The following is a 20,023-nucleotide window of genomic DNA, read 5'->3' on the forward strand; positions in this document are numbered from 1 at the left end:
GGGGTCCCCGCCCGCCCGCAGGACTCCTCGGAACCGGGCGGTGATGTGTGCCGGAACCAGGAAACCCTGAAATCGCCTGCCGGGGACGGTCCGGGACGATCTTTAGGGCCCCCTTGAGGAAGGGCTCAGACGGGGATCAGGCAGGGAGCGTGCGGGCCATGACCCACGAGGAGATCCGGTCCGCCACGGCGGCCGACGTACCGGCCGTGCGGGCGGTGACCGACGCCGCGTACCGCCCCTACCTCGAGCGCATTCGCGTCGTACCGCAGCCCATGGAGACGGACCACGCGGCGAACGTCGCCGCGGGCAGGGTGACGGACCACGCGGCGAACGTCGCCGCGGGCAGGGTGTTCGTGACCGGCGACCCCGTCGTCGGCCTGGTGGTCGTCGAGGCGTTCGCCGACCACCTGTTCCTCGACGGCATCGCCGTCCGCCCCGACGCCCGGGGCACGGGCGTCGGGGCGGCGGTTGCTGCACTTCGTGGACGCACACGCGCGCGCCCTCGGCCTGCCCGAGGTGAGGCTCTGCACGAACGCCTTGATGTGGGAGAACCAGAGGATCTGTCCGAAGTACGGCTACGAACGCGTGGAGAGACGCGTCGACGGTCCGTACGACCGCGTCCACTACCGCAAGCGGCTCGCCTGACGGCAGCCGGGGTCAGCCGTCGGGCCACCAGGTGCGCGCGATGTCCTTGCGCACCTCGGGCCGCCCGGCGGGCCGTTCGTCCGCCTCTTCCCGGAGCCGGCGGGAGTCCGTCTTCTTCAGGGGCTTCTGCACGGTCGTACGGCGCATGGCTGCCTCCTTCAGGGACTACCGGGTTCCGCGTTCTCACGGAGGTAGACCCGTTCCGGGAGAGTTCCTCATCGGCGCCTGTTCTGTCAGTGGCGGTTGTCACGATTCGAGTGTCAGTGGCAGGTGTCACTCTGGGGGGCATGGCACACACGAGTGACGGGACGACCGCGGGCGGTGTCGACTGGGACGCACAGGCCCCCGCCTTCGACGAGGAGCCGGACCACGGACTGCGCGACCCCGAGGTGCGCGCGGCCTGGGCGCGGCGGCTGCGCACCTGGCTGCCCGGCCGCGCCGGCGATCTGCTCGACCTCGGCTGCGGTACCGGCAGCCTGTCGCTCCTCGCCGCCGAACAGGGACACCGCGTCACCGGAGTCGACCTCTCCCCGGCCATGATCGGCCTGGCCCGCGCCAAGCTCGCGGGACGCGACGCGAGGTTCCTGCTCGGGGACGCGTCGGCGCCCCCGGTCGGCGAGCGGCGCTTCGATACCGTCCTCGCACGGCACGTCCTGTGGGCCCTGCCCGACCCCGGGCGCGCCCTGCGGCAGTGGTGCGGCCTGCTGCGGCCCGGAGGCCGGCTCGTGCTGGTCGAGGGCGTGTGGGGCACGACGAGCCCGGTCGGCGTCCCCGCGGACCGCCTCACCGCCCTGCTCTCCCCGCTCGCCGGCCCGGCGCGCGTGGAGCGGCTGTCGCAGGACGCGCGGCTGTGGGGGAGAACCGTGACGGACGAGCGGTACGCGGTGGTGGCGGCGATGCCCACCGTTGTGCCCGCCGACTGACCAGCGGCTCGGAACGGCCCTGCCCCGCTGCGGGACACGAGCGGGCGAGGCCGGCCCGCCCGCACGGGCGGGACCGCGCGCCGTCGCGTCGGCGCGGGCCGGTGCTTCGGTGGTGTGCCGGCTACCCCAACAGCCCCTCGAAGCCGCCCTCCCGGGCCAGTGACTCCAGGTGGTCCAGGGCCGAGACGGCGGCCGCCGCGGCCTGCGGGTCACGGTCCGCGAGGCCGCTCGCCGCGAACTCGTCCTCGTCCAGGCGGCGTACGTCCGTGCCGTCGGCGGAGCGCCACAGATCCAGGTCGAGGTCCTCGACGACCAGTTCGGCGCCGGTGCGCACGGCCGGGCGGGTGATGTCGCAGTACCAGCCCTTCAGGGCGCCCGTGGCGTCCCGGACCTCCTTCACGGAGTACCAGCGGTCGCGCCAGTAGTACTCCGTGAAGACGTCTCCCGCCTCGAACCGCACGAAGCCGAAGTCGCGCACCGCGTCGCCGGCCCACGGGGCGCGGACGGCAAGGCGGGTGCCGTCGTCGGACAGCAGGTCCGCCGGATAGCGGATCTTCGTCCGGCCGGCCTTGACCAGGACGACGTCCACCCGGCTCGAGGCGTCAGATGTCACGGACATGGCGTACCTCCGTCGCGCGGATCTCGTACCCGAACCACTTGTTGACGGCGAGCATGGGGCCGTTCTCCGCGTCGTTGCCCGTCAGGGCCACCGAGTACCCCGCCGCGCGGGCGCGGTGCAGGGAGTGGTTCTTGGCGAGCTTGGCCAGGCCCCGGCCGCGGAAGGCGCGGACGGTGCCGGTCATGGCCGTGTGGTAGCGGCCGGAGCCGTCGGTGTGGGCCGCGCTGAAGGCGACCGGACGGCCGTCCACCAGGACGACCGAGGTCAGGTCCAGGTCGAGGAGGGGATGCTTCCAGGTTTCCTCGATCCAGGCCTCGTAGTCGGTGAACTCCGTCTCGATGTCGCTCGGTTCGTCGGCGACCACCGCGGCGTCCAGGGCGAACATCGGGCGCGGGTCGGCCGCGAAGTCGGCGGCGGTGCGCAGCTCGACGCCCGGCGGTGGGTCCTGCAGCGGCGGCAGCGGGGCGCCCGCCAGGTCCAGCACCAGGAAGTGCGCCGAGCGGCTCGGACGGTAGCCGTGCCGCTCGGCCCACGCGCGGTGGCGGGGCTCGTCCAGAACCCAGCTGAACAGCCGGGTCGCGCCGCGGGCGGTCAGGTGCTCCTCGGCGGCCCGCACCAGCAGCGTGCCCGCGCCCCGGCCGGTGTGCGCGGGGTCCACGTACACGTTGAGCGAGCCCTGGCCGGGCTGCGGACTGTCGTGGGCGAGGCCGATCTGCGCCGTCCCGACGATCTCGCCGTCCACTTCGGCGACGAGCTTGCGGGCGTGCGCCTCGGGTCGGGTGCGGGCCAGGTCGTGGGCCACGGACTCCGGGGTGGACAGCAGGTACGGCAGAGCGAGGTTCCGGACCCGGATGAAACCCTCGGTGTCGGCCGGTACGTCGGGGCGCAGATCGCGCACGATGACCGTCATGTGAGGGCACGGTACGGGGGAGCGGCCGACGGGCGCCTCCCGTTTTCCGGCGGGTGCGGGACAATCGGGCCGTGACGCTGAAGATCCACATCCATGAGGGCGGCGCGCCGTACGAGCAGGTGCGGGCGCAGATCGCCGAGCAGGCCCGGTCCGGGCGGCTGCCCGCGGGCTACCGACTGCCGACCGTGCGCGGCCTGGCCGAGTCGCTGGGCCTGGCGGCGAACACCGTCGCCAAGGCGTACCGGGCGCTGGAGGCCGACGGGGTGATCGAGACCCGGGGCCGCAACGGCACGTTCGTCGCCGCCGCCGGCTCGGCGGCCCAGCGCGAGGCCGCGACCGCCGGCCAGGCCTACGCCGAGCGGGTGCGCCGGCTCGGGCTGACGGAGGACGAGGCCCTGGCCGCCGTGCGCGACGCCCTGCGAGCGGCCTACGGCGGCTGATCCCGACGGCCGGGGCCCGCCGCCCGCGGGCGCCGCCCGTCGCCGCGTCTCACGCCGGCAGCACGGCGCGGGTCGTGCGCAGACCCGCCCGCTGGGCCGCCGTCGCGAACAGGGCCGCGTTCCTGACCGCCGCGCCGCCGGGGTCGTTGTTGAAGTAGGCGTGGACGTCGGCGTCGGCCGGCCAGGTGGTGGCGATGCGGTCGAGCCAGCTCTCCAGGGCGCGCCGCCCGTAGTGCGGCCAGGGGTGGGCACGGCCCTGGTGGAAGCGCACGTACCCCCAGTCGGCGGTCCTCCACAGCGGGGTGACCGGGCGGGAGAGGACGTCGGCCCAGCACAGGGCCGCACCCCGCGCCGTCAGGACCTCGCGGACCGCCGGGGTCCACCAGGAGGCGTGCCGGGGCTCGACCGCGACCCGGGTGCCGGCCGGGAAGCAGGCGAGGCAGGCGTCCAGCAGCGCGGTGTCGGCGCGCAGGGTCGGCGGGAGTTGCAGCAGGACCGGGCCGAGGCGCGCACCGAGACCGGCCGCGTGGCTCATCAGGCGGTGCACGGGCTCCTCGGGGTCGCGCAGCCGCTTGATGTGGGTGAGGTAGCGGCTCGCCTTGACGGCCACCACGAAGTCGGACGGGACGCGCTCGCCCCAGGAGGCGAAGGTCTCCCGGGACGGCAGCCGGTAGAACGCGTTGTTGATCTCGACGGTGGCGAAGTGCTCCGCGTACTCCTCCAGCCACCGCCGCACGGGGACGTCGGCCGGGTACAGGACACCCTTCCAGTCCTTGTACTGCCACCCCGACGTGCCGACGAACAGGGTCATCACCCCATCAAAGCACTTGGAGCTCCGGGGAGCCCGGCTCGCGACGCCCGGCACGCTCGCTCGCTCGCCGCGTTGCCGGAAAGACCTGGTCGATCCGCCACAAGGACTCTCCGGCGCCTTGCGATGCCCGGCACCGGACCACTCGGCCGGATCAGGCGCTCATCGTGCAGGGCCCCTTACAGGTACAACCCCGCGTCCGCCCCGCCCCGCGGCTCCGGCAGGGCCGTCGGGGAGGTCCCTCGCCGCAGCGCGTACAGCTCCGCGAGGGACGCCCCCTCCCGGCCGACACCCTCCTCGGTGCCGAGCCACCGCACCGCCTCCGGGCGGGTCAGCGGGCCCACCTCGATGCGGGCCAGACAGCGGCCGGGGCGGACGACGGCCGGGTGGAGGCGCTCCAGGTCCTCGTTGGTCGTCACGCCCACGAGCACGTTGCGGCCCTGCCCGAGCAGTCCGTCGGTCAGGTTCAGCAGCCGGGACAGCGCTTGGCCCGCCGTGTGCTTGGCCTCGCCGCGGATCAGTTCGTCGCAGTCCTCCAGGAGCAGCAGCCGCCAGCGGCTCTTGCCGGTGCCGTCCTCCTCGCCGATCGCGATGTCCATGAGATAGCCGACGTCGGAGAACAGCCGCTCGGGGTCCAGGACGCAGTCCACCTGGCACCACTCGCGCCAGGACCGGGCGAGGGTGCGCAGCGCCGACGTCTTGCCCGTGCCGGGCGGGCCGTGCAGGAGCAGCAGCCGGCCGGCGATGTCCTGCGGGGTGGTCCCCATCAGCCGGTCCATCGCCTCGGCCACGGGCGCCGTGTAGTTGGGGCGGATCTCCTCCCAGGTGCCCGCGGAGATCTGACGGGTGGTGCGGTGCGGGCCGCGTCGCGGGGAGACGTACCAGAAGCCCATGGTGACGTTCTCCGGCTGCGGTTCGGGTTCGTCCGCGGCGCCGTCCGTGGCCTCGTTGAGCACCTCGGCCGCGAGTTCGGCGCTGGTCGCCGTGACCGTGACGTCGGCGCCGCGGTTCCAGCGGGAGATCAGCAGCGTCCAGCCGTCGCCCTCGGCGAGCGTCGCGCTGCGGTCCTCGTCGCGGGCGACGCGCAGCACGCGGGCCCGCTCCGGCAGCAGGTTCGCGCCGGAGCGCACGCGGTCGATGTTCGCCGCGTGCGAGTACGGCTGCTCGCCCGTCGCGAAACGGCCGAGGAACAGCGCGTCGACGACGTCGGACGGGGAGTCGGAGTCGTCGACGGTGAGCCGGATCGGCAGGGCTTCGTGTGGGTGCGCGGACATGCCGCCATGATCCGGCACACGGGGCCCGCGTGCACCCGGTTTCCGCACCGGGCGTCGGTGTGTCGGAGGTGTCCGGCACGTGCCGTACGGAGGCGGGGGACGGAGGAGGGCGCCGGGGCGGCACTCGCCCCGGTCGCCCCCGTCGGCTCACAGGAGCGTGCCGACGGCCCTGCGGTGGAACTGCCGGGTCCTGCGGACCATCGCGTACCCCTTGGTCAGGGCCCGGTCGCGGGCGAAGGCGCGGGCGACCGCCCGGCCGTCGAGGAGCCGCGCGAACTCCTCGGCGTCCGTCCCGCGCCGCACGGTCACCCGCCGCAGGGCGTACGGCCCCTGCGCGCGCCGGGCCAGCGCGTTGCCCACGGCGAGCGCCTGGGCGAACCCGTTCTCCCGCACCGCCGTGCGCACCCGACGGCTGGAGTAGCCGTACGGGTAGGCGAACGACACGGGCAGGGCGCCCAGTTCGTCGGCGACGATGTCCCGGCAGCGGGTCAGCTCGGCGCGCAGAGCGGCGTCGCCGAGCTGGTCGAGCTGCGGATGGGTGTGGCTGTGGCCGCCGATCTCGACGTCCGCGGCCGCCAGGTCGCGCACCTGCCCCCAGTCCAGCATGGTGTCGAGGCCGCCGCCGGTGTCGTACGCGCCCCGCAGCCAGCCGGTGGAGACGAACAGCGTGGCCGTGAAGCCGTGCGCGGCCAGCACCGGGAGGGCGTGGCGGTGCACGCCCTCGTAGCCGTCGTCGAAGGTGATCAGGACGGGCCGGGCCGGCAGCGGCCGGCCGGAGCGCCAACGGGCCGCGAGGCCGGCGGTGGTGAGCGGGGTCAGACCCCGGTCCGCGACCAGCGTCATCTGCTCGGCGAACGCCTCCGGCGTGACCGACAGGGCGTGGGTGGCGTCGTTCGGGTCCGCCGCGACCGCGTGGTACATGAGGATCGGAACCCGCCCGTCCGTCATGCGGCCCCCCGTTCGTCCCCGTGCCCCGCCGAGTCGATCCGTACGACCGAGAAGGTCGTGCCGGCCCGCCGTGCCCGCACGCTGCCGACCAGGTAGCCGCCGGCCGCGGCGAGCACCCCGGCGACGATGGCGCCCGCGCGGCGGGCTCCGCCGGGGCGGGCCAGCGCCCCGTCGCGCAGCCCGCGGGCCACCCCGGCCGGCAGCACCCGGGTGGTGTACCGCCGTTCGGACTCCAGGCCCTTGCCGGCGCCGACGCTGCGGGCGACGAGCGCCTTGGACAGGCCCTCGGCGTAGGTGCGGGTGCGGAAGTACGCGAAGTGCTCGCGCGTCTCGGGCACCTTGTGGTGGATCACCGCGCGGTCGTCGAGGAGCAGCACGGCGTCGGGGCGGGCCCGGCCGAGCCGGATGCACAGCTCCGTCTCCTCCCCGCCCAGCGGCCGCCTGTCGCCGTCGCGCCCGATGCCGGTGGCGAAGCCGCCCGCGAGGTCGAACGCCGTGCGCCGGAAGGAGGCGTTGCCGCCGAGGACGTTGCGCACCCGGGCCCGGCCGGGCGGCAGACCCCGGTAGGAGCAGCCCACCACCCAGTCGAACTCCTCGGGGAACCACACGGGCCGTCGCCCGGACGCCCAGACCGGCACCGTGCGGCCGCCGACGGCCAGCACCCGGGGGTCGTCGTAGCCGCGGGCGAACCAGCGCAGCCAGTCCCGTTCGGCGACGGCGTCGTCGTCGAGGAAGGCGACGACCTCGCCGCGCGAGGCCGCCACACCGGTGTTGCGGCCGGCGGACAGGCCGCGCGGGCCCGCGTTGGCCAGCACCCGGACCGTGTCGTCGTCCTCGTACTCCCGGGCCAGCCGGTCCCGCAGCGCCGGGTTGTGGTCGACGACCAGCAGGGTCTCCAGGGCCGGACGGGACTGCGCCCGCACCGAGGCGACGGCGGCGAGGACGTCCTGCCAGCGGTCCTCGGTGTAGGCACAGATGACGACGGAGATGCGCGGCGGGTGGGGAGCCGGGGTGCCGTGCGGGCTCAAGACACCTCTCCCGGGACCGTGTCGAGCATCCGCGTGTGGCGGGCCTGCCGGCGCAGCGCCCGCCGGTTGGACCGCTCGTTGAGGATCACCCGCAGCACGCGCAGCCCGTCGCGCACGGCGCGCAGGTTGCTGACGCCGTGGATGCGCAGGTACTCGTGGCTGGGGATCTCCTGCACCTTGAGGCCCGCCTTGACGACGCGGATGTTCATCAGGGTCTCGACCTCGAAGCCGGTGCAGTCGAGGTCGATCTTGTCCAGGCAGTGCCTCCAGAAGGCGTTGTAGCCGTAGCACAGGTCGGTGTAGCGGGCGCCGAACTTGCGGTTGACCACGGCGCACAGGACCCGGTTGCCCAGCCGGCGGACGAAGGTCATGTCGTCGGTGCCGCCGCCGTTGGCGAAGCGGGAGCCCTTGGCGAAGTCCGCGCCGGAGACCAGGGCGGAGACGTAGGAGACAATCTCGTTGCCGTCGGCCGAGCCGTCGGCGTCGACCATCACGATGATGTCGCCGCTGCACGCCTCGAAGCCGGTGATCAGGGCGTCGCCCTTGCCCCGGCCCCGCTGCCCGACGACCTTGACGCCGGGCCACAGTCCGCGCGCGACCTCGACGGTGTCGTCGGTGGAGTTGCCGTCGACCAGGACCACCTCGTGGATCCAGTCCGGCAGGGTCTTGAAGACGTACGGAAGGTTCTCGGCCTCGTTCATCGCGGGGATGACCACGCTCACCGGCGGCGCGATGGCCAGGTGAGAGGAGATCGGCCGGTACGTGCCGACCGTCGAGGGCGCCGAGGGATCCGGCAGGTCCTCGCTCGATGTGGCCGGCTGCAGAACGGAACTCATGAGTCTGGTCCCTCTCGTCCGGTGGACCGCCCGCCCCTGGGCGGCCCGGATCCACGTCCGGTTCGAAAGGGGGGTTTCCCACCCACGGCCGCACGGCAGGACGGAACACCTCTCCGCCGACCGGCGACACGGCACGGCGGAGGAACCCTCCGCGCACGCCGGGTGAGCTGGCAAAGCTGGACGGCCCGGAAAACGGCAGCCGACCGCGCGGCACGGCCCGGTCACCCAGGTGCGGTCACCGAGCACGGCACCCCCCTACCGCGCTCCCGCGCCGGACCCCCTCGCGGTCCTTGAGCCCTCCCCTAGAGCCGCTTGCCGACGGTCCGATGCGGGTGAGATGTATGACGGTATTGATGATTGCGCCCGTATGGCAAGGCCTGGAAAGAGACCTCACCTTTTTGTTCGTTTGACCGTTACGCAACGGGTCGTCCGGTCCGCAGGATGGCTGATGGTGTTCGCCGAGCTGACACACACGTTCCCCGGAGGCGGTCTCGGCCTCCGGGGAACGTGTGTGTCAGCTCACCGCCGGACCGACGGTGTTCGGATCACATGGCGTGCGCGGACCCTCAAGGGACGATCTTCAGCAGACGGTTCGGCGAGCCCGTTCCCGCACCGGTGACCTTGCCCGTGGTGGCGCCGTTCACCAGTGCCGTGGCGACCTGGGCAGGGGTGGCCGAGGTGTGGTTCGCCAGGTAGACCGCGGCCGCGCCCGCGACGTGCGGCGTCGCCATCGACGTACCGGAGATGGTGTTGGTGGCGGTGTCGCTGGTGTACCAGCCGGCCGTGATGGACGAGCCGGGGGCGAAGATGTCCAGGACCGAACCGTAGTTGGAGTAACCGGCCTTGGCGTCGGTGCTGGTGGTGGCGCCGACGGTGATGGCCTCGGTCACGCGGGCCGGGGAGGACGAGGAGGCGGTGGTGCTGCTGTTGCCCGCCGCGACGGCGTAGGTGACGCCGCTGGCTATGGAGCGGCGCACGGCCGCGTCCAGGGTGGTGGAGACGCCGCCGCCGAGGGACATGTTGGCGACCGAGGGGCCGGAGTGGTTCGCCGTCACCCAGTCGATGCCCGCGATGACGCCGGCCGTGGTGCCGGAGCCGGCGTTGTTCAGCACCCGCACCGCCACGATCTTCGCCTTCTTGGCGACGCCGTACGTGCTGCCCGCGATCGTCGTGGCGACGTGCGTGCCGTGGCCGTTGCCGTCCTGCGCGACGGTGTCGCCGTCGACGGCGTCGTAGCCGTTGACGGCCCGTCCGCTGATCTGGGAGTGGGTGATGCGGACGCCGGTGTCGATGACGTACGCCGTGACGCCGCTGCCGGCGGAGTCCGGGTAGGTGTACGTGCCGGACAGCGGGAGCGAGGTCTGGTCGACGCGGTCCAGGCCCCACGGGGCGCTCGACTGCGTGGTGTCGCTGATGCGGACGGTCTGGTCCTGCTCGACGGCGGCGACCGCCGGGTCCGCGGCGAGTCTCCTCGCCTCGGCGGCGGAGAGCGTGGCCGTGTAGCCGTTCAGCGCGGCGCCGAACGTCTTCCGGACCGTGCCGCCGTACTCCTCGATCAGATCCCTGCCGGTCACCGACGACGCCTTGAAGCCTGCATCCTGCTTCAGCGTGACGATGTAGCTGTCCTTGACGGCCGTGGGGGAGCCGGCCGCGAGCACCCGGCCCTCGGCCGGGGCGGCCTGGGCGGGAAGCGCGGTGAGCCCGCCGACCAGGGCGGCGGCCGCCACGGTGACGGCGGCGGTGACGCGGGCCTTGTTGCTGCGAAGTGGTGCCATACGAGGGAGTCCTCCTGCTGGCTGCGCCCGTTCGGGTGGAACGCGCGTCTGTGGGGGATGCGCGCGGAGTCGCGCACACGGCGTCGAGCGTCGCGGCGTGCCGCTCTTCGGTGCGACACAGCCTGTTTCAACTACCCGGCCTGCACAAGGGAGTTGACGTCTTGTCAACAAGCTTGACATGGCCACGTAATAAACGGGACCTGATCAATCGTGATACGACACCAAAAGACTTGGCATGAACACTTCCCGTCAACCCGCGTAGTTGCTACGACGGTTGGGGCAGAGATCCTGCTAAAGGGAGGTTCCATGAGACGTTCCCGCATTGCCGTCTTCGTCAGCTCGGTCCTCCTCGCCGCCGCCAGCGCCCTCACCGGGGCGGCCTCGGCGCACGGCGCCGTACCCGCCGCAACCGGCGGGTACGTGGCGCTCGGCGACTCCTACTCCTCCGGTGTCGGCGCGGGGGGCTATATCAGCTCCAGCGGCGACTGCAAGCGCAGCGCGAAGGCGTACCCCTACTTGTGGAACGCCGCCCACGCCCCCTCGTCGTTCGCGTTCACCGCCTGCTCGGGTGCCCGGACCGGTGACGTCCTCTCAGGCCAGCTCGCCCCCCTCAACTCCTCCACCGGACTCGTCACGATCACCGTCGGCGGCAACGACGCGGGCTTCGCCGATGTCATGACCACCTGTGTGACCGGCTCCGACAGCACCTGCGTCAGCCGCATCGACACCGCCCGCGCGTACGTCGACTCCACGCTCCCCGGCAAGCTCGACGGCGTCTACTCGGCGATCCGCTCCAAGGCGCCGAACGCCCACGTCGTCGTCATCGGCTACCCCCGCTTCTACCGGACCGGCACCGCCTGTCTCGGTATGTCCGAGACCAAGCGCACCGCCATCAACAACGCCTCCGACCACCTCAACACCGCCATCGCCAAGCGCGTCGCCGCGCACGGCTTCACCTTCGGCGACGTCCGCTCCACCTTCACCGGCCACGAGATCTGCTCCGGCAGCTCCTGGCTGCACAGCGTCAACTGGCTGAACATCGGCGAGTCCTACCACCCGACCGCCAACGGCCAGTCGGGCGGCTACCTGCCGGTGCTGAACAGCGCGGCCTGAACCGCCGTCACTCCGAGGGTGACACCGAGGGGGAGGCCCCGTCCGACGGGGCCTCCGTCTCGCACGTGACCGAGAACGGCACCGCGTCCGACGTCACCCGCCGCGGCTCACGCACCTCCATCGCGATGGCGTTGCGGTACGTCCCGCTCTCGGCGTACGTCGTGACCGTCACCCGGGTCTGCCGGGACGTCCCGCCGTCCGCCGGGAAGTCGAGAGTCTTCCAGCCCGAGTCCGCGAGCTCCCCCTCCTGCGCCACCCAGCGGTAGGACACCTGCGCGGGCAGCCGGCCGACCGTCACGGTCGCCGTGAAGGTGGGCGCCGCGTCCCGCGGCGGCGGACAGGCGCCGGAGTAGTCCGTGCGCGACCCGGACACGGTGACCGAGACGGACTGCGCCGGAGCCTCGCTCGTGACGCTCCCGCTGTCCTCGACGCTCGGGCTCGGTGAGGACTGCGCGCTCGGCGTCCCGCTCTCCCGGACCGACGCCGACGGCGTCACGCCCTGCGACTGGCCGGTGGTGGTCCCGCCGGAACCCCCGCCACCCCCGTCGCCCCCGTCGTCCCGGGTCAGCAGCGCGTACGTCAGCCCGGCGACCGCCAGCGCCAGGGCCGTGACACCGGCGACCAGCACACCGGCGGCCCGCCGGTCGCGCCCCGGCCCGGTCCGGGCCGTGGTCGACCCGCCACCCGTCCCGGGAGGGGGCGGCTGCTGCGGGAAGGGGGCGGTGCCCGACGGCCGCGGAGTCCGGTGCAGATCCGCGCCCGGCGGCGGATACGGTGCCGGCACCGCCGTCCGCGACGAGGTGACGGTGCCGCCCGCGGCGACGATCCGCAGCTCCCGCTCCGCCACCTCGGCCGGCAGACGGTCGGCCGGGTCCTTGCGCAGCAGCCCCTCGATGACCGGGGTGAGCGGCCCCGCCCGGTACGGCGGCGGCAGCTCCTCGTCGACGATCGCGCGCAGGGTGCTCAGCGGGGTGTCGTGCCGGAACGGGGAGTGCCCCTCCACCGAGGCGTACAGCAGCACCCCCAGCGACCACAGGTCCGACTCGGGGCCCGGCGTACGCCCCAGCGCGCGCTCCGGCGCGAGGAACTCCGGCGACCCGATCACCTCGCCGGTCATGGTCAGCGCCGAGGTGCCCTCGACGGTGGCGATGCCGAAGTCGGTGAGCACCACCCGGTCGTCGTTCGACAGCAGCACGTTGGCCGGCTTCACGTCGCGGTGCAGCACCCCGGCCCCGTGCGCCGCCCGCAGCGCGGACAGCACCTCCGCCCCGACGTGCGCGGCCCGCGCCGGGTCCAGCGGACCCTCGGCGTCCAGCTGGTCGGCGAGCGAGATCCCGCGCACCAGCTCCATGACGATCCACGGCCGTCCGTCCTGCGTGGCCACGTCGTACACGGTCACCACGTTGCGGTTCGCGACCCGGGCCGCCGCCCAGGCCTCGCGTTCCAGCCGGGCGTACAGCCGCTCGACGTCGCCGGCCGGCAGCCCGGCCGGGGCACGCACCTCCTTCACGGCGACCTCGCGGTGCAGCACCTCGTCCCGGGCCCGCCACACCGTGCCCATGCCGCCCTCGCCGAGCGGGGACAGCAGGCGGTAGCGGCCCGCGATCAGACGTTCACTGCCCGGTTCCTCGGACACCGCGCCCCCTTCGCATCCCGGCGAATACCTCCACAAACGTAGCTCAGGCGAGGACGGATGCGGCCCCCTTGAGCACCAGTCCGACCCCGAGCGCCACCACGAGGAGCGCGGACCACAGGGGCACGTTCCGGCGGACCAGGACGGCGACCGGATGCGTCGTCCAGCGCGGGCCGCGCTCCAGGAACCGGGTCGCGCCCGTCCCCAGCCGGACGACGGCGAACGCGGCGGCGGTCAGGGTCAGCGCGAGTCCGACCCCGTAGGCGACGACCAGCAGCAGCCCGAACCAGGCGTGCCCGAGCGCCGCCGCGCCGACCAGTACGACGACGGCGGAGGGGCTGGGGACGAGCCCTCCGGCGAAGCCGAGGAGGATCGTGCCCCGGAGCGTGGGGGAGGTGGAGTGGGTGTGGGTGTGGCCGCCGTGGGTGTGGGTGAGGGCGTGGCCGTGCTCGTGGGCGTGGCCGTGCTCGTGGGCGTGAGTGTGGCCGTGGCCGTGGCCGTGATCGTGGTGGTCGTGATCGTGGTGGTCGTGATCACGGGCATGGCCGTGGGGGTCGTGACGGTGGGCGTCGTGTGTGTGTTCGCCGGGGGCGCCGACGAGGGCGAGTTGACGGGCGGGGGCCTGGGTGTGGGCGTGCCCGTGACCGTCCCCCGGCCCGTGCGCGTGCCCGCCCCCGGGACCGTGCTCGTGCCCGCGCTGGTGCCAGGCACGGCGGACGAGGGTCGCGCCCGCGAAGAGAACCAGGGCGCCGCTCGCCAGTCCCAGCCAGGCGATCACCGAGGGGGCCGCGGCCGAACCGGCGGTGACCAGGAGGCCGAGGGCGACGACGCCGAGCGTGTGGGTGACCGTGACCGACGCGGCCAGCGGCATGACGTCCCGGAGGCGGGCCCGGCCGCCCCGGGCGGCGGCCGTCGCCGCCATGAGCGTCTTGCCGTGACCGGGCGCGACCGCGTGCATCGCGCCGAGGACGACGGCGACGACCAGGGCGAGGGCGGCGAAGCCGAGGGTGAGGTCCTGCCGGGCGACGAGGCTGTCCAGGGCCCGCGTCCAGCGGTCGACGCCGCGGGGCAGGACGGACGCGGCGGGCGCGTCCCCGTCCCGCTCGGCGAGGGCCGGGCCGCCGGGCCGCACCCGCAGGGAGGCGGTCGCGGTGTCGGCGGGGGAGGAGAGCAACTCCGCCGGATAGTCGGCGAGTTCGTCCGAGATCGACGCGGCCGGCACATCGGAGTCGGTGAGCGTCATGCGGTCGCCGCGCGCGGTGATCTCGCGCCAGCCGGGACCGGAGGAGGCACCCGCGCCGCGGAAGGTGAGGGTGACGCTCTCGCCCTCGGGCAGCGGAGCCGTCAGCCGGCACTGCACGCGCAGGGTGTCGAGCCCCGCCTGGCCGGGCCTCACGACCGCCTCGGCGCCGGCGGCCGTGAGGGCGACCGTACGGCCGTTCACGGTGAGTGCGCTGTCCGCGGCGGCCGTCGCGCACCGCCGGCGGGCCCACTCGGTCATGCCGAGCCGTTCGACGTCCGGCTTCACCTGGGTCGCCGGGATCTCGGCGAGGTCCTCGACGTGGTCGACGCGCAACTGCCCGGGTGCGGCGACCAGGCCGTCGTAGCGGTTGACGGTGAAGTTGCCGAGGGGGTGCGCGCTCGCGCTGGTGGAAGGGAGCAGCGCGAGCGCGCAGCCGGCCGTCAGAACGGCCGCGCAGGAGGCGGACACACGACGGAGTCTCACTTGGCCGCCTCCAGCGTCTTCAGTGCGGTACGGGCCGCGCGCGCGCCCGGCGCGGAGAAGCCGGGGTTCAGCTTCAGGGCCGCCGTGAGATGGCTGCGGGCCTCCTGCGCGTGACCGGTGGCGGCCTCGATCACCCCACGGTGGTACAGGAAGGCCGCGTTGCGGTATCCGGTCGCCGTGGCCTGCCGGGCGTAGGGGAGGGCCTCCGCGTCCCTGCCGTTGACGTGCAGGGCCCAGGCGAGGGCGTCGGCCGTGTGCACGGTGTGCCGGCGGGCCCACTCGGCGCGGGCCGCGCGCAGGGCCGCCGCCCTGTCGCCGTGGTCGGCGGCGGCGAGGGCGGTGTCGAGGTCGACGTTGACGCCGCCCGCGCGGGCGAGGGCGGTCCAGGCGTCGACGAGGGTGTACTGCTCCTCGGCCTTCGCCTCGTCGCCCGCGCCGCCGCGGGTCTCGTACAGCTCACCCAGTTCGACGAGCGGACCGGGCAGCGGGAAGCGGGCGACGACACCCTCCAACCCCGCGATCGCGTCGGCGAGTTGTCCGCTCGCGGCCTGGGCGCGGGCCCGCCCTTCGAGCGCCGGGAGGTAGGTGTCGTCGGCGGCGAGGGCGCGGGCGTAGTGGGTGAGGGCGTCCGCGTAGCGGCCCTGGCTCCAGGCGAGCTGCCCGAGCTGGGTGGCGACGTAGGCGACGTCACCGGGGGAGACGGACGCCGCGAGCGCCTTCTCCAGCACGCGGCGGGCGGTGGTGACGTCGCCGCGCAGCTCGTGGACGTACGCGTACCGCGTGAACACCGGTACCCCCGGCCGCCGTCGGTCGGCGACGCGGGCGGCCTTCTCCGCGTCCACGTAGCGGCCGAGCTCGACGAGGGCGTCGACGCGGGAGCAGAGGGCGCGTTCGTTGTAGGGGTTGGCCGCGAGGGCGCGGTCGGCGTGCTCGAGGGCGCCGGGGAAGTCGTGGCGGGCGGCGGCGAGGGCGGCCCGGCCGGACAGGGCCTGGTCGTTGTCGGGGCGCAGCTCGAGCGAGCGCCGCAGTGCCTCGTCGGCCTGCGGGTAGCGGGAGGGGTCGCCCTGGGTGCGCGCCTGCTCGACGTAGGCCAGCCCGAGGGTGGCCCAGCCGCCGAAGTCCTTGGGCTGGGCGCGCAGATGGGCCTGGAGCGCGGTGATGCCGGCGTTCAGGTCGCCTCCGGTGAGCGCCCCCGGCGGCAGCGCGGCGGCCGCCGTCACGGACCTGCCCCCGCTGTCCCCGGCGGCCCCGAACGCGATCGCCCCGGCGGTGAGCCCCACGGCCAGCATCGCCGCGCAGGCCGCCGTCCCGACCGCCCGCCGGCGCCGCCCGAGGGCCGCGACCCGTCGCACCGCGGCGACCCGGACGTCGACCTCGGCCGTGGCTTCGGCCGCGTCCGAGGACTCCGACTCCGCCACGCCGGAGGCCGGCCCTTCGGTGCCGGGCGTGTCCTCGGGGGTCGGTCCCGGGGCCGGTGACCCGGGGTCCGGTTCGGCGTGGGTGGTGCGCGGGGACATGCCCTCTCCTTGGTCGCCTGGGGTGGATCTGCCTGCGGGTGGGGGGGCGCGGCCCGCGCCGTGGGGGAATGGACACGCGGGCCGCGCCCGTCGGTGGGGCCGGGGAGCGCAGGATTCTCCCCGGCCCGGCTCAGGTGTCGGCGGGTGGCCTTGGGGGTGTCAACACCCCTAGGGGGTGTTTCGAAAGTCCTGTGCGGTGCTCGCGGTGTCCGGTGCGTGCTCTCGGCGTGCCGGACGGAAGCGCTCGTACTGGGTGTACTCGGGCTTTCGGCCGGTGCGGCGAGAGGGCGTGCCGGGCGCCGTGGGTGCTGTGCGGGACTTTCTAAACACCCCCTAGTAGGCCCGGCCCCGCATCCGACGCCACCACATCAGGCCACCGCCGATGAGGAGGATTCCGGCCGCGCCGGCGCCGGCGGAGGCGGCGATCAGCGTGGTGTTGCCGTCGCCCCAGGCGGACGCCGGCTGAAGGGCGTCACCGAGCTGGTTGCGGACGTCGTTGCCGCCGGTGCCCTTGGCGAGCGGGCCGCGGGAACCCTCGGTCGGCAGCGCGACGTACGGGAAGGCCTTCTCGAACTCCTTGTCGTTCTTGTCGACGGCGTCGCCCAGGTCGTTCTTCGCGCCGAGCAGTTCACCCTCGACGACCTGGAGCGAGGCGTCGATCACGTCGTCGGTGAGCCGGCGGCCGTTCGGGAAGCCCGCGGTGTCGCCGTCCAGGACGCCCAGCCGCTTGGGCTCGGCGGCCGGCTTGACGGAGGTGTTCAGGCGCAGCTGCTCCGAAGGCGTCACGTGCGGAGGCTGGTTGAGGCCCTTGACGCCCTTGAGGAACACGTCCACCAGGTCGTTGCGCGGCTCGGCGGGCGCCTTGATCTTGTAGATCGCCTCGATGAGCTTCGGCAGCTCGGGGTTGGTGACGTTCTTCAGGAACCGGGCGTCGTCCTTGGGCTCGGACGCGTTGAACCGGTCCTTGTCCTTGATGGGGTTGACGACCTCGTTGACCAGGGGGCTGCCCAGCCGCGAGACCTGCGTGTAGTAGCCCTCGGCGTTCTCGCGCTGGGTCGTCGACCAGATGCCCACGATCGGCTGGTGGGACGACTCGGCGATCAGGTCGTTCGGGACCTGCAGGGCGATGGAGTTGACGTTGTAGCCCTTGAGCGTGTCGTTGCCGACCTCGGAGAGGTTCCCGCCGTACAGCAGGTCGAAGACGCGCAGGTCGAGGAAGAACGGGTCGTCGGCCTGGCCGGCGAAGGTCTGGGCGCCGTTGGAGAGCTTGTAGACCGCCTGGCCGCGCAGCTTGGCGTAGTCCGGCATCGACGCCTTGCCGACGTTCGACGGTGCCACCGGCACGTTGTCCGCCAGCTTGGTCCGGTGGGCGACCTTCCCCCTCTTCAGCTTGAGCAGCTCCAGGTCGTACGTCTGCGTCACGTTCAGGTCGGGGTCGTCCAGGCTCTCGACGGCACCGGTGTTGTAGAGGAACGTCTTCTTGTTCTTGACGTGCGTCCGGAACGTGTACCGGAACGTCAGGTCCTGCCGCGCGTCGCCGTCCCGGTCGACGTGGAGGTCGTACTGGGCGTCCTCGGCGAAGGGGAAGAAGTTGGGGCCGCCGGCCGGCTCCTCGAAGGGGGTCCAGTTCGCGATGATCGTCGTCGAGTCCGGCTTGTCCGGGCTGACGAAGGCGTACACGTCGGTGTTGTCGTACTGCGGGGTCCCCGAGATCAGCGGCGCCTCCCGGTGGCTGGAGGCCGACGCCGTCCGTGGTTCCAGCGCGGCCGCACCGGCGGCCGCGAGACCTCCGGCGGCCAGCGCACCGCATATGAGAGTCGCGACGCCCCTGCGTCCCGCGCCGCTGCTGGAGATTGCTTCCATGCCGTCCGTCCTCCGTGCCAACTTGCCTGACGGACAGGAATACGGAGCGGAGGGGCGGTTCGGATTGGTCGGAGACGAAAAACTTTTTTCCGGTCTCCGACCCGCGTTTCCAGCCCGGCGATCCGTATTACCTCCCTCGGAGGTGTGTGCGTTGCCAATGCCCGGTAGGACGGGACGGCCCGGGTGCGGCCGTCGGGAGGGGGACCGTATGGAGGCGGACGAACTGCTGGTCCTGGTGGCGGGCGGTGACCAGAGGGCCTTCGAGCAGCTCTACGCGTTGGTGTCCGGCCCGGTGTTCGGTCTCGTGCGTCGCGTGGTGCGCGACCCCGCGCAGTCGGAGGAGGTGGCGCAGGAGGTGCTGTTGGAGGCCTGGCGCTCGGCCGCCCGCTTCGATCCCGGACGCGGCAGCGCCCTGTCGTGGATCCTCACCCTTGCCCACCGCCGCGCCGTCGACCGGGTGCGCAGCGCCCGCGCGGCCGGTGAGCGCGAGCAGCGCGAGGCCCAGCGCGCCCACCACCCCGCCTTCGACCAGGTGTCCGAGGAGGTCGAGGCCGGGCTGGAGCGCCAGTTGGTCCGCCGCTGCCTGGACCGGCTGACGAGCCTGCAACGCCAGTCCGTCACCCTCGCCTACTACGACGGCTACACCTACCGTGAGGTGGCCGAGCGGCTGTCCCTGCCGCTGGGCACCGTCAAGACCCGGATGCGCGACGGACTCACGCGGCTGCGCGACTGCCTGGGAGGAGCCGCATGATCCTGTTCCGCCGCGAGGACCTGCACTCGCTCGCCGCGCCCTACGCGCTCGACGCCCTCGACGCCGGTGAGCGCCACCGCTTCGAGAAGCACCTGAAGAGCTGCGACCGCTGCGCCGCGCAGGTGCGGGAGCTGTCCGAGGACGCCGTCCGGCTCGCCTGGTCGACGGCCGCCCCGCCGCCGCCCGCGATGCGCGACCGGGTGCTGGCCGCCGTGCGGTCGACGCCGCAGGACCCGCGGCCCGCGCCGGTACGCGAGCGCGCGCCCCGACTGCCGCCGCACGTCTGGGGCATACAGCCGCTGCCCGGGCGCACCCGTGCGCCCCGTGCGCGCCGCCCGCTGTTCGTGCCGTTCGCCACAGCGACGGCCGCCGCCGCCCTCGTCGTCGCCTCCCTCTTCGCCGTCCAGGCCGACCGCACCCAGGACCGACTGGACGCCGAGCGCGCCCAGGCACGTGAGATCGCCCACGTTCTCGCAGCTCCGGACGCCCGGGCGAGCACCGGTCAGGACGCTCGGGGCCGAAGTATCGGAGTAATCGCTTCCGCTTCGGAGGGGGAGGCGATCGTCACACTCAACGGCTACGACGGACTGGCCGCCGGGCAGGTGCACCAGCTGTGGCTCATGCGCCCCGGCGCGCAACCGCGCTCCCTCGGCCTCTTCGACGGCGACACGCCCCTGGTCGCGACCGGCCTGGAAGCCTCCGCCACGTCACTGGCTGTGACCGTCGAGCCCGACGGCGGGTCGCCTCAGCCCACCACGCAGCCGGTTGTACAACTCACCCTGAAAACGGTCGGATTCGGAGAGTGACCGAAGAGGCATTGTCAACCCCCTTACGGGGAAGGTGAATCCTGTGACCGCGATACACGTGTGCCTCGACGGGGCGATAGGGTTACCCTGCCCGGGCCGGGTGGACTCGTACGGGTGGGGAGTGACATGGAACAGATAACGATGCGCAGCAGGGCGAGGGTCCCTGCGATCACCTGCGGCAGCAGCGCGAGCAGTTCGCGTCTCGACCGCCATCTCTCGGTGCTGGCGGGTCCCGCCATCCCGCAGCGGGAGACCGTCGAGGCGACCTCGCTGATGCGGGAACTGACCGCACGTGAGCCCGCCCACCGCAGCTCCAGGGGCGCCCGGGTGAGCCGTGTCTCGCTCTTCGCGCCACTGCGTCGACTGCGCCGTTCGCTGTTCGGCGGCAGCAACAAGCACTGAAGCCCG

19 protein-coding genes and 1 pseudogene are annotated in these 20,023 nt (G+C 73.5%); 7 read left to right on the forward strand and 13 right to left on the reverse strand.

All coding sequences use genetic code 11. The features are described 5' to 3' along the window. Positions 1-158: 158 nt before the first annotated feature. Positions 159-645 (forward strand): annotated as a pseudogene (locus ACZ4YY_RS30635) (GNAT family N-acetyltransferase). Positions 646-657: 12 nt separating this feature from the next. Here the strand turns inward: ACZ4YY_RS30635 and ACZ4YY_RS30640 are convergent. After that, the gene (locus ACZ4YY_RS30640) at positions 658-792 is read right to left on the reverse strand and encodes a hypothetical protein (protein WP_389335050.1); all 135 of its coding nucleotides are present in this window, start codon (positions 790-792) and stop codon (positions 658-660) included. A 140-nt stretch (positions 793-932) separates the two neighbouring features. On the opposite strand from ACZ4YY_RS30640, the gene ACZ4YY_RS30645 reads away from it, so the two are divergent. Then, a complete protein-coding gene (locus tag ACZ4YY_RS30645) occupies positions 933-1,568 on the forward strand; it encodes a class I SAM-dependent methyltransferase (protein ID WP_468297666.1) in 636 nt (211 codons plus the stop codon). A gap of 121 nt (positions 1,569-1,689) precedes the next feature. Here ACZ4YY_RS30645 and ACZ4YY_RS30650 read toward each other — a convergent pair whose 3' ends face one another. After that, positions 1,690-2,187, reverse strand: a complete 498-nt coding sequence (locus tag ACZ4YY_RS30650) for a ribonuclease FAU-1 family protein (RefSeq protein WP_468297670.1) — start codon at positions 2,185-2,187, stop codon at positions 1,690-1,692. Further along, entirely contained in the window at positions 2,171-3,097 is a 927-nt protein-coding gene (locus ACZ4YY_RS30655; RefSeq protein WP_468297673.1) for a GNAT family N-acetyltransferase, read from the reverse strand. Before ACZ4YY_RS30655 ends, ACZ4YY_RS30650 begins: the two co-directional genes overlap by 17 nt. A gap of 71 nt (positions 3,098-3,168) precedes the next feature. On the opposite strand from ACZ4YY_RS30655, the gene ACZ4YY_RS30660 reads away from it, so the two are divergent. Next, the gene (locus ACZ4YY_RS30660) at positions 3,169-3,537 is read left to right on the forward strand and encodes a GntR family transcriptional regulator (RefSeq protein ID WP_468297676.1); all 369 of its coding nucleotides are present in this window, start codon (positions 3,169-3,171) and stop codon (positions 3,535-3,537) included. 49 nt (positions 3,538-3,586) lie between these two features. On the opposite strand, the gene ACZ4YY_RS30665 is transcribed toward ACZ4YY_RS30660, so the two are convergent. From ACZ4YY_RS30665 to ACZ4YY_RS30690, 6 genes are all read right to left on the reverse strand, one after another. Next, positions 3,587-4,348 (reverse strand): DUF72 domain-containing protein, encoded by a 762-nt coding sequence (locus ACZ4YY_RS30665; protein ID WP_468297679.1) that lies wholly within the window; start codon positions 4,346-4,348, stop codon positions 3,587-3,589. 176 nt (positions 4,349-4,524) lie between these two features. Continuing rightward, entirely contained in the window at positions 4,525-5,619 is a 1,095-nt protein-coding gene (locus ACZ4YY_RS30670) for a DUF5925 domain-containing protein (protein WP_468297682.1), read from the reverse strand. Between the two features lie 147 nt (positions 5,620-5,766). Next, a complete protein-coding gene (locus ACZ4YY_RS30675) occupies positions 5,767-6,567 on the reverse strand; it encodes a polysaccharide deacetylase family protein (RefSeq protein ID WP_468297684.1) in 801 nt (266 codons plus the stop codon). Then, positions 6,564-7,595, reverse strand: coding sequence for a glycosyltransferase family 2 protein (locus ACZ4YY_RS30680; RefSeq protein ID WP_468297687.1), 1,032 nt, complete (start codon positions 7,593-7,595; stop codon positions 6,564-6,566). Before ACZ4YY_RS30680 ends, ACZ4YY_RS30675 begins: the two co-directional genes overlap by 4 nt. Continuing rightward, entirely contained in the window at positions 7,592-8,431 is an 840-nt protein-coding gene (locus tag ACZ4YY_RS30685; protein ID WP_468297690.1) for a glycosyltransferase family 2 protein, read from the reverse strand. Before ACZ4YY_RS30685 ends, ACZ4YY_RS30680 begins: the two co-directional genes overlap by 4 nt. 566 nt (positions 8,432-8,997) lie before the next feature. Continuing rightward, on the reverse strand, positions 8,998-10,206 hold the full coding sequence (locus ACZ4YY_RS30690) for a S8 family peptidase (protein WP_468297693.1): 1,209 nt from the start codon (positions 10,204-10,206) through the stop codon (positions 8,998-9,000). Positions 10,207-10,512: 306 nt separating this feature from the next. On the opposite strand from ACZ4YY_RS30690, the gene ACZ4YY_RS30695 reads away from it, so the two are divergent. Then, positions 10,513-11,319, forward strand: coding sequence for an SGNH/GDSL hydrolase family protein (locus tag ACZ4YY_RS30695; RefSeq protein ID WP_468297696.1), 807 nt, complete (start codon positions 10,513-10,515; stop codon positions 11,317-11,319). Positions 11,320-11,326: 7 nt separating this feature from the next. On the opposite strand, the gene ACZ4YY_RS30700 is transcribed toward ACZ4YY_RS30695, so the two are convergent. From ACZ4YY_RS30700 to ACZ4YY_RS30715, 4 genes are all read right to left on the reverse strand, one after another. Further along, positions 11,327-12,955 (reverse strand): serine/threonine-protein kinase, encoded by a 1,629-nt coding sequence (locus ACZ4YY_RS30700; protein ID WP_468297699.1) that lies wholly within the window; start codon positions 12,953-12,955, stop codon positions 11,327-11,329. A gap of 43 nt (positions 12,956-12,998) precedes the next feature. Beyond that, entirely contained in the window at positions 12,999-14,678 is a 1,680-nt protein-coding gene (locus ACZ4YY_RS30705; protein WP_468297703.1) for a HoxN/HupN/NixA family nickel/cobalt transporter, read from the reverse strand. Next, positions 14,675-16,195, reverse strand: a complete 1,521-nt coding sequence (locus tag ACZ4YY_RS30710; RefSeq protein ID WP_468297706.1) for a tetratricopeptide repeat protein — start codon at positions 16,193-16,195, stop codon at positions 14,675-14,677. Before ACZ4YY_RS30710 ends, ACZ4YY_RS30705 begins: the two co-directional genes overlap by 4 nt. Positions 16,196-16,528: 333 nt before the next feature. After that, positions 16,529-18,058, reverse strand: a complete 1,530-nt coding sequence (locus ACZ4YY_RS30715) for a DUF4331 domain-containing protein (RefSeq protein WP_468297709.1) — start codon at positions 18,056-18,058, stop codon at positions 16,529-16,531. A 208-nt stretch (positions 18,059-18,266) separates the two neighbouring features. Here ACZ4YY_RS30715 and ACZ4YY_RS30720 point away from each other — a divergent pair, with 208 nt between their 5' ends. The 3 genes from ACZ4YY_RS30720 (at position 18,267) to ACZ4YY_RS30730 (ending at position 20,017) form a co-directional block, all read left to right on the forward strand. After that, entirely contained in the window at positions 18,267-18,809 is a 543-nt protein-coding gene (locus ACZ4YY_RS30720; RefSeq protein WP_468297712.1) for a sigma-70 family RNA polymerase sigma factor, read from the forward strand. Beyond that, entirely contained in the window at positions 18,806-19,615 is an 810-nt protein-coding gene (locus ACZ4YY_RS30725) for an anti-sigma factor (RefSeq protein ID WP_468297715.1), read from the forward strand. The genes ACZ4YY_RS30720 and ACZ4YY_RS30725 overlap by 4 nt, the downstream gene beginning before the upstream one ends. Positions 19,616-19,741: 126 nt before the next feature. Next, positions 19,742-20,017 (forward strand): hypothetical protein, encoded by a 276-nt coding sequence (locus ACZ4YY_RS30730; RefSeq protein ID WP_468297718.1) that lies wholly within the window; start codon positions 19,742-19,744, stop codon positions 20,015-20,017. The last annotated feature ends 6 nt before the right edge of the window (positions 20,018-20,023 follow it).

The organism is Streptomyces sp. NPDC030143 (assembly GCF_055573695.1).

Coding starts and splice junctions, on each gene's coding strand:
- ACZ4YY_RS30640 (WP_389335050.1), bottom strand. CDS start 792: ATGCGCCGTACGACCGTGCAGAAGCCCCTGAAGAAGACGGACTCCCGC.
- ACZ4YY_RS30645 (WP_468297666.1), top strand. CDS start 933: ATGGCACACACGAGTGACGGGACGACCGCGGGCGGTGTCGACTGGGAC.
- ACZ4YY_RS30650 (WP_468297670.1), bottom strand. CDS start 2,187: ATGTCCGTGACATCTGACGCCTCGAGCCGGGTGGACGTCGTCCTGGTC.
- ACZ4YY_RS30655 (WP_468297673.1), bottom strand. CDS start 3,097: ATGACGGTCATCGTGCGCGATCTGCGCCCCGACGTACCGGCCGACACC.
- ACZ4YY_RS30665 (WP_468297679.1), bottom strand. CDS start 4,348: ATGACCCTGTTCGTCGGCACGTCGGGGTGGCAGTACAAGGACTGGAAG.
- ACZ4YY_RS30670 (WP_468297682.1), bottom strand. CDS start 5,619: ATGTCCGCGCACCCACACGAAGCCCTGCCGATCCGGCTCACCGTCGAC.
- ACZ4YY_RS30675 (WP_468297684.1), bottom strand. CDS start 6,567: ATGACGGACGGGCGGGTTCCGATCCTCATGTACCACGCGGTCGCGGCG.
- ACZ4YY_RS30685 (WP_468297690.1), bottom strand. CDS start 8,431: ATGAGTTCCGTTCTGCAGCCGGCCACATCGAGCGAGGACCTGCCGGAT.
- ACZ4YY_RS30690 (WP_468297693.1), bottom strand. CDS start 10,206: ATGGCACCACTTCGCAGCAACAAGGCCCGCGTCACCGCCGCCGTCACC.
- ACZ4YY_RS30695 (WP_468297696.1), top strand. CDS start 10,513: ATGAGACGTTCCCGCATTGCCGTCTTCGTCAGCTCGGTCCTCCTCGCC.
- ACZ4YY_RS30710 (WP_468297706.1), bottom strand. CDS start 16,195: ATGTCCCCGCGCACCACCCACGCCGAACCGGACCCCGGGTCACCGGCC.
- ACZ4YY_RS30715 (WP_468297709.1), bottom strand. CDS start 18,058: ATGGAAGCAATCTCCAGCAGCGGCGCGGGACGCAGGGGCGTCGCGACT.
- ACZ4YY_RS30720 (WP_468297712.1), top strand. CDS start 18,267: ATGGAGGCGGACGAACTGCTGGTCCTGGTGGCGGGCGGTGACCAGAGG.
- ACZ4YY_RS30725 (WP_468297715.1), top strand. CDS start 18,806: ATGATCCTGTTCCGCCGCGAGGACCTGCACTCGCTCGCCGCGCCCTAC.
- ACZ4YY_RS30730 (WP_468297718.1), top strand. CDS start 19,742: ATGGAACAGATAACGATGCGCAGCAGGGCGAGGGTCCCTGCGATCACC.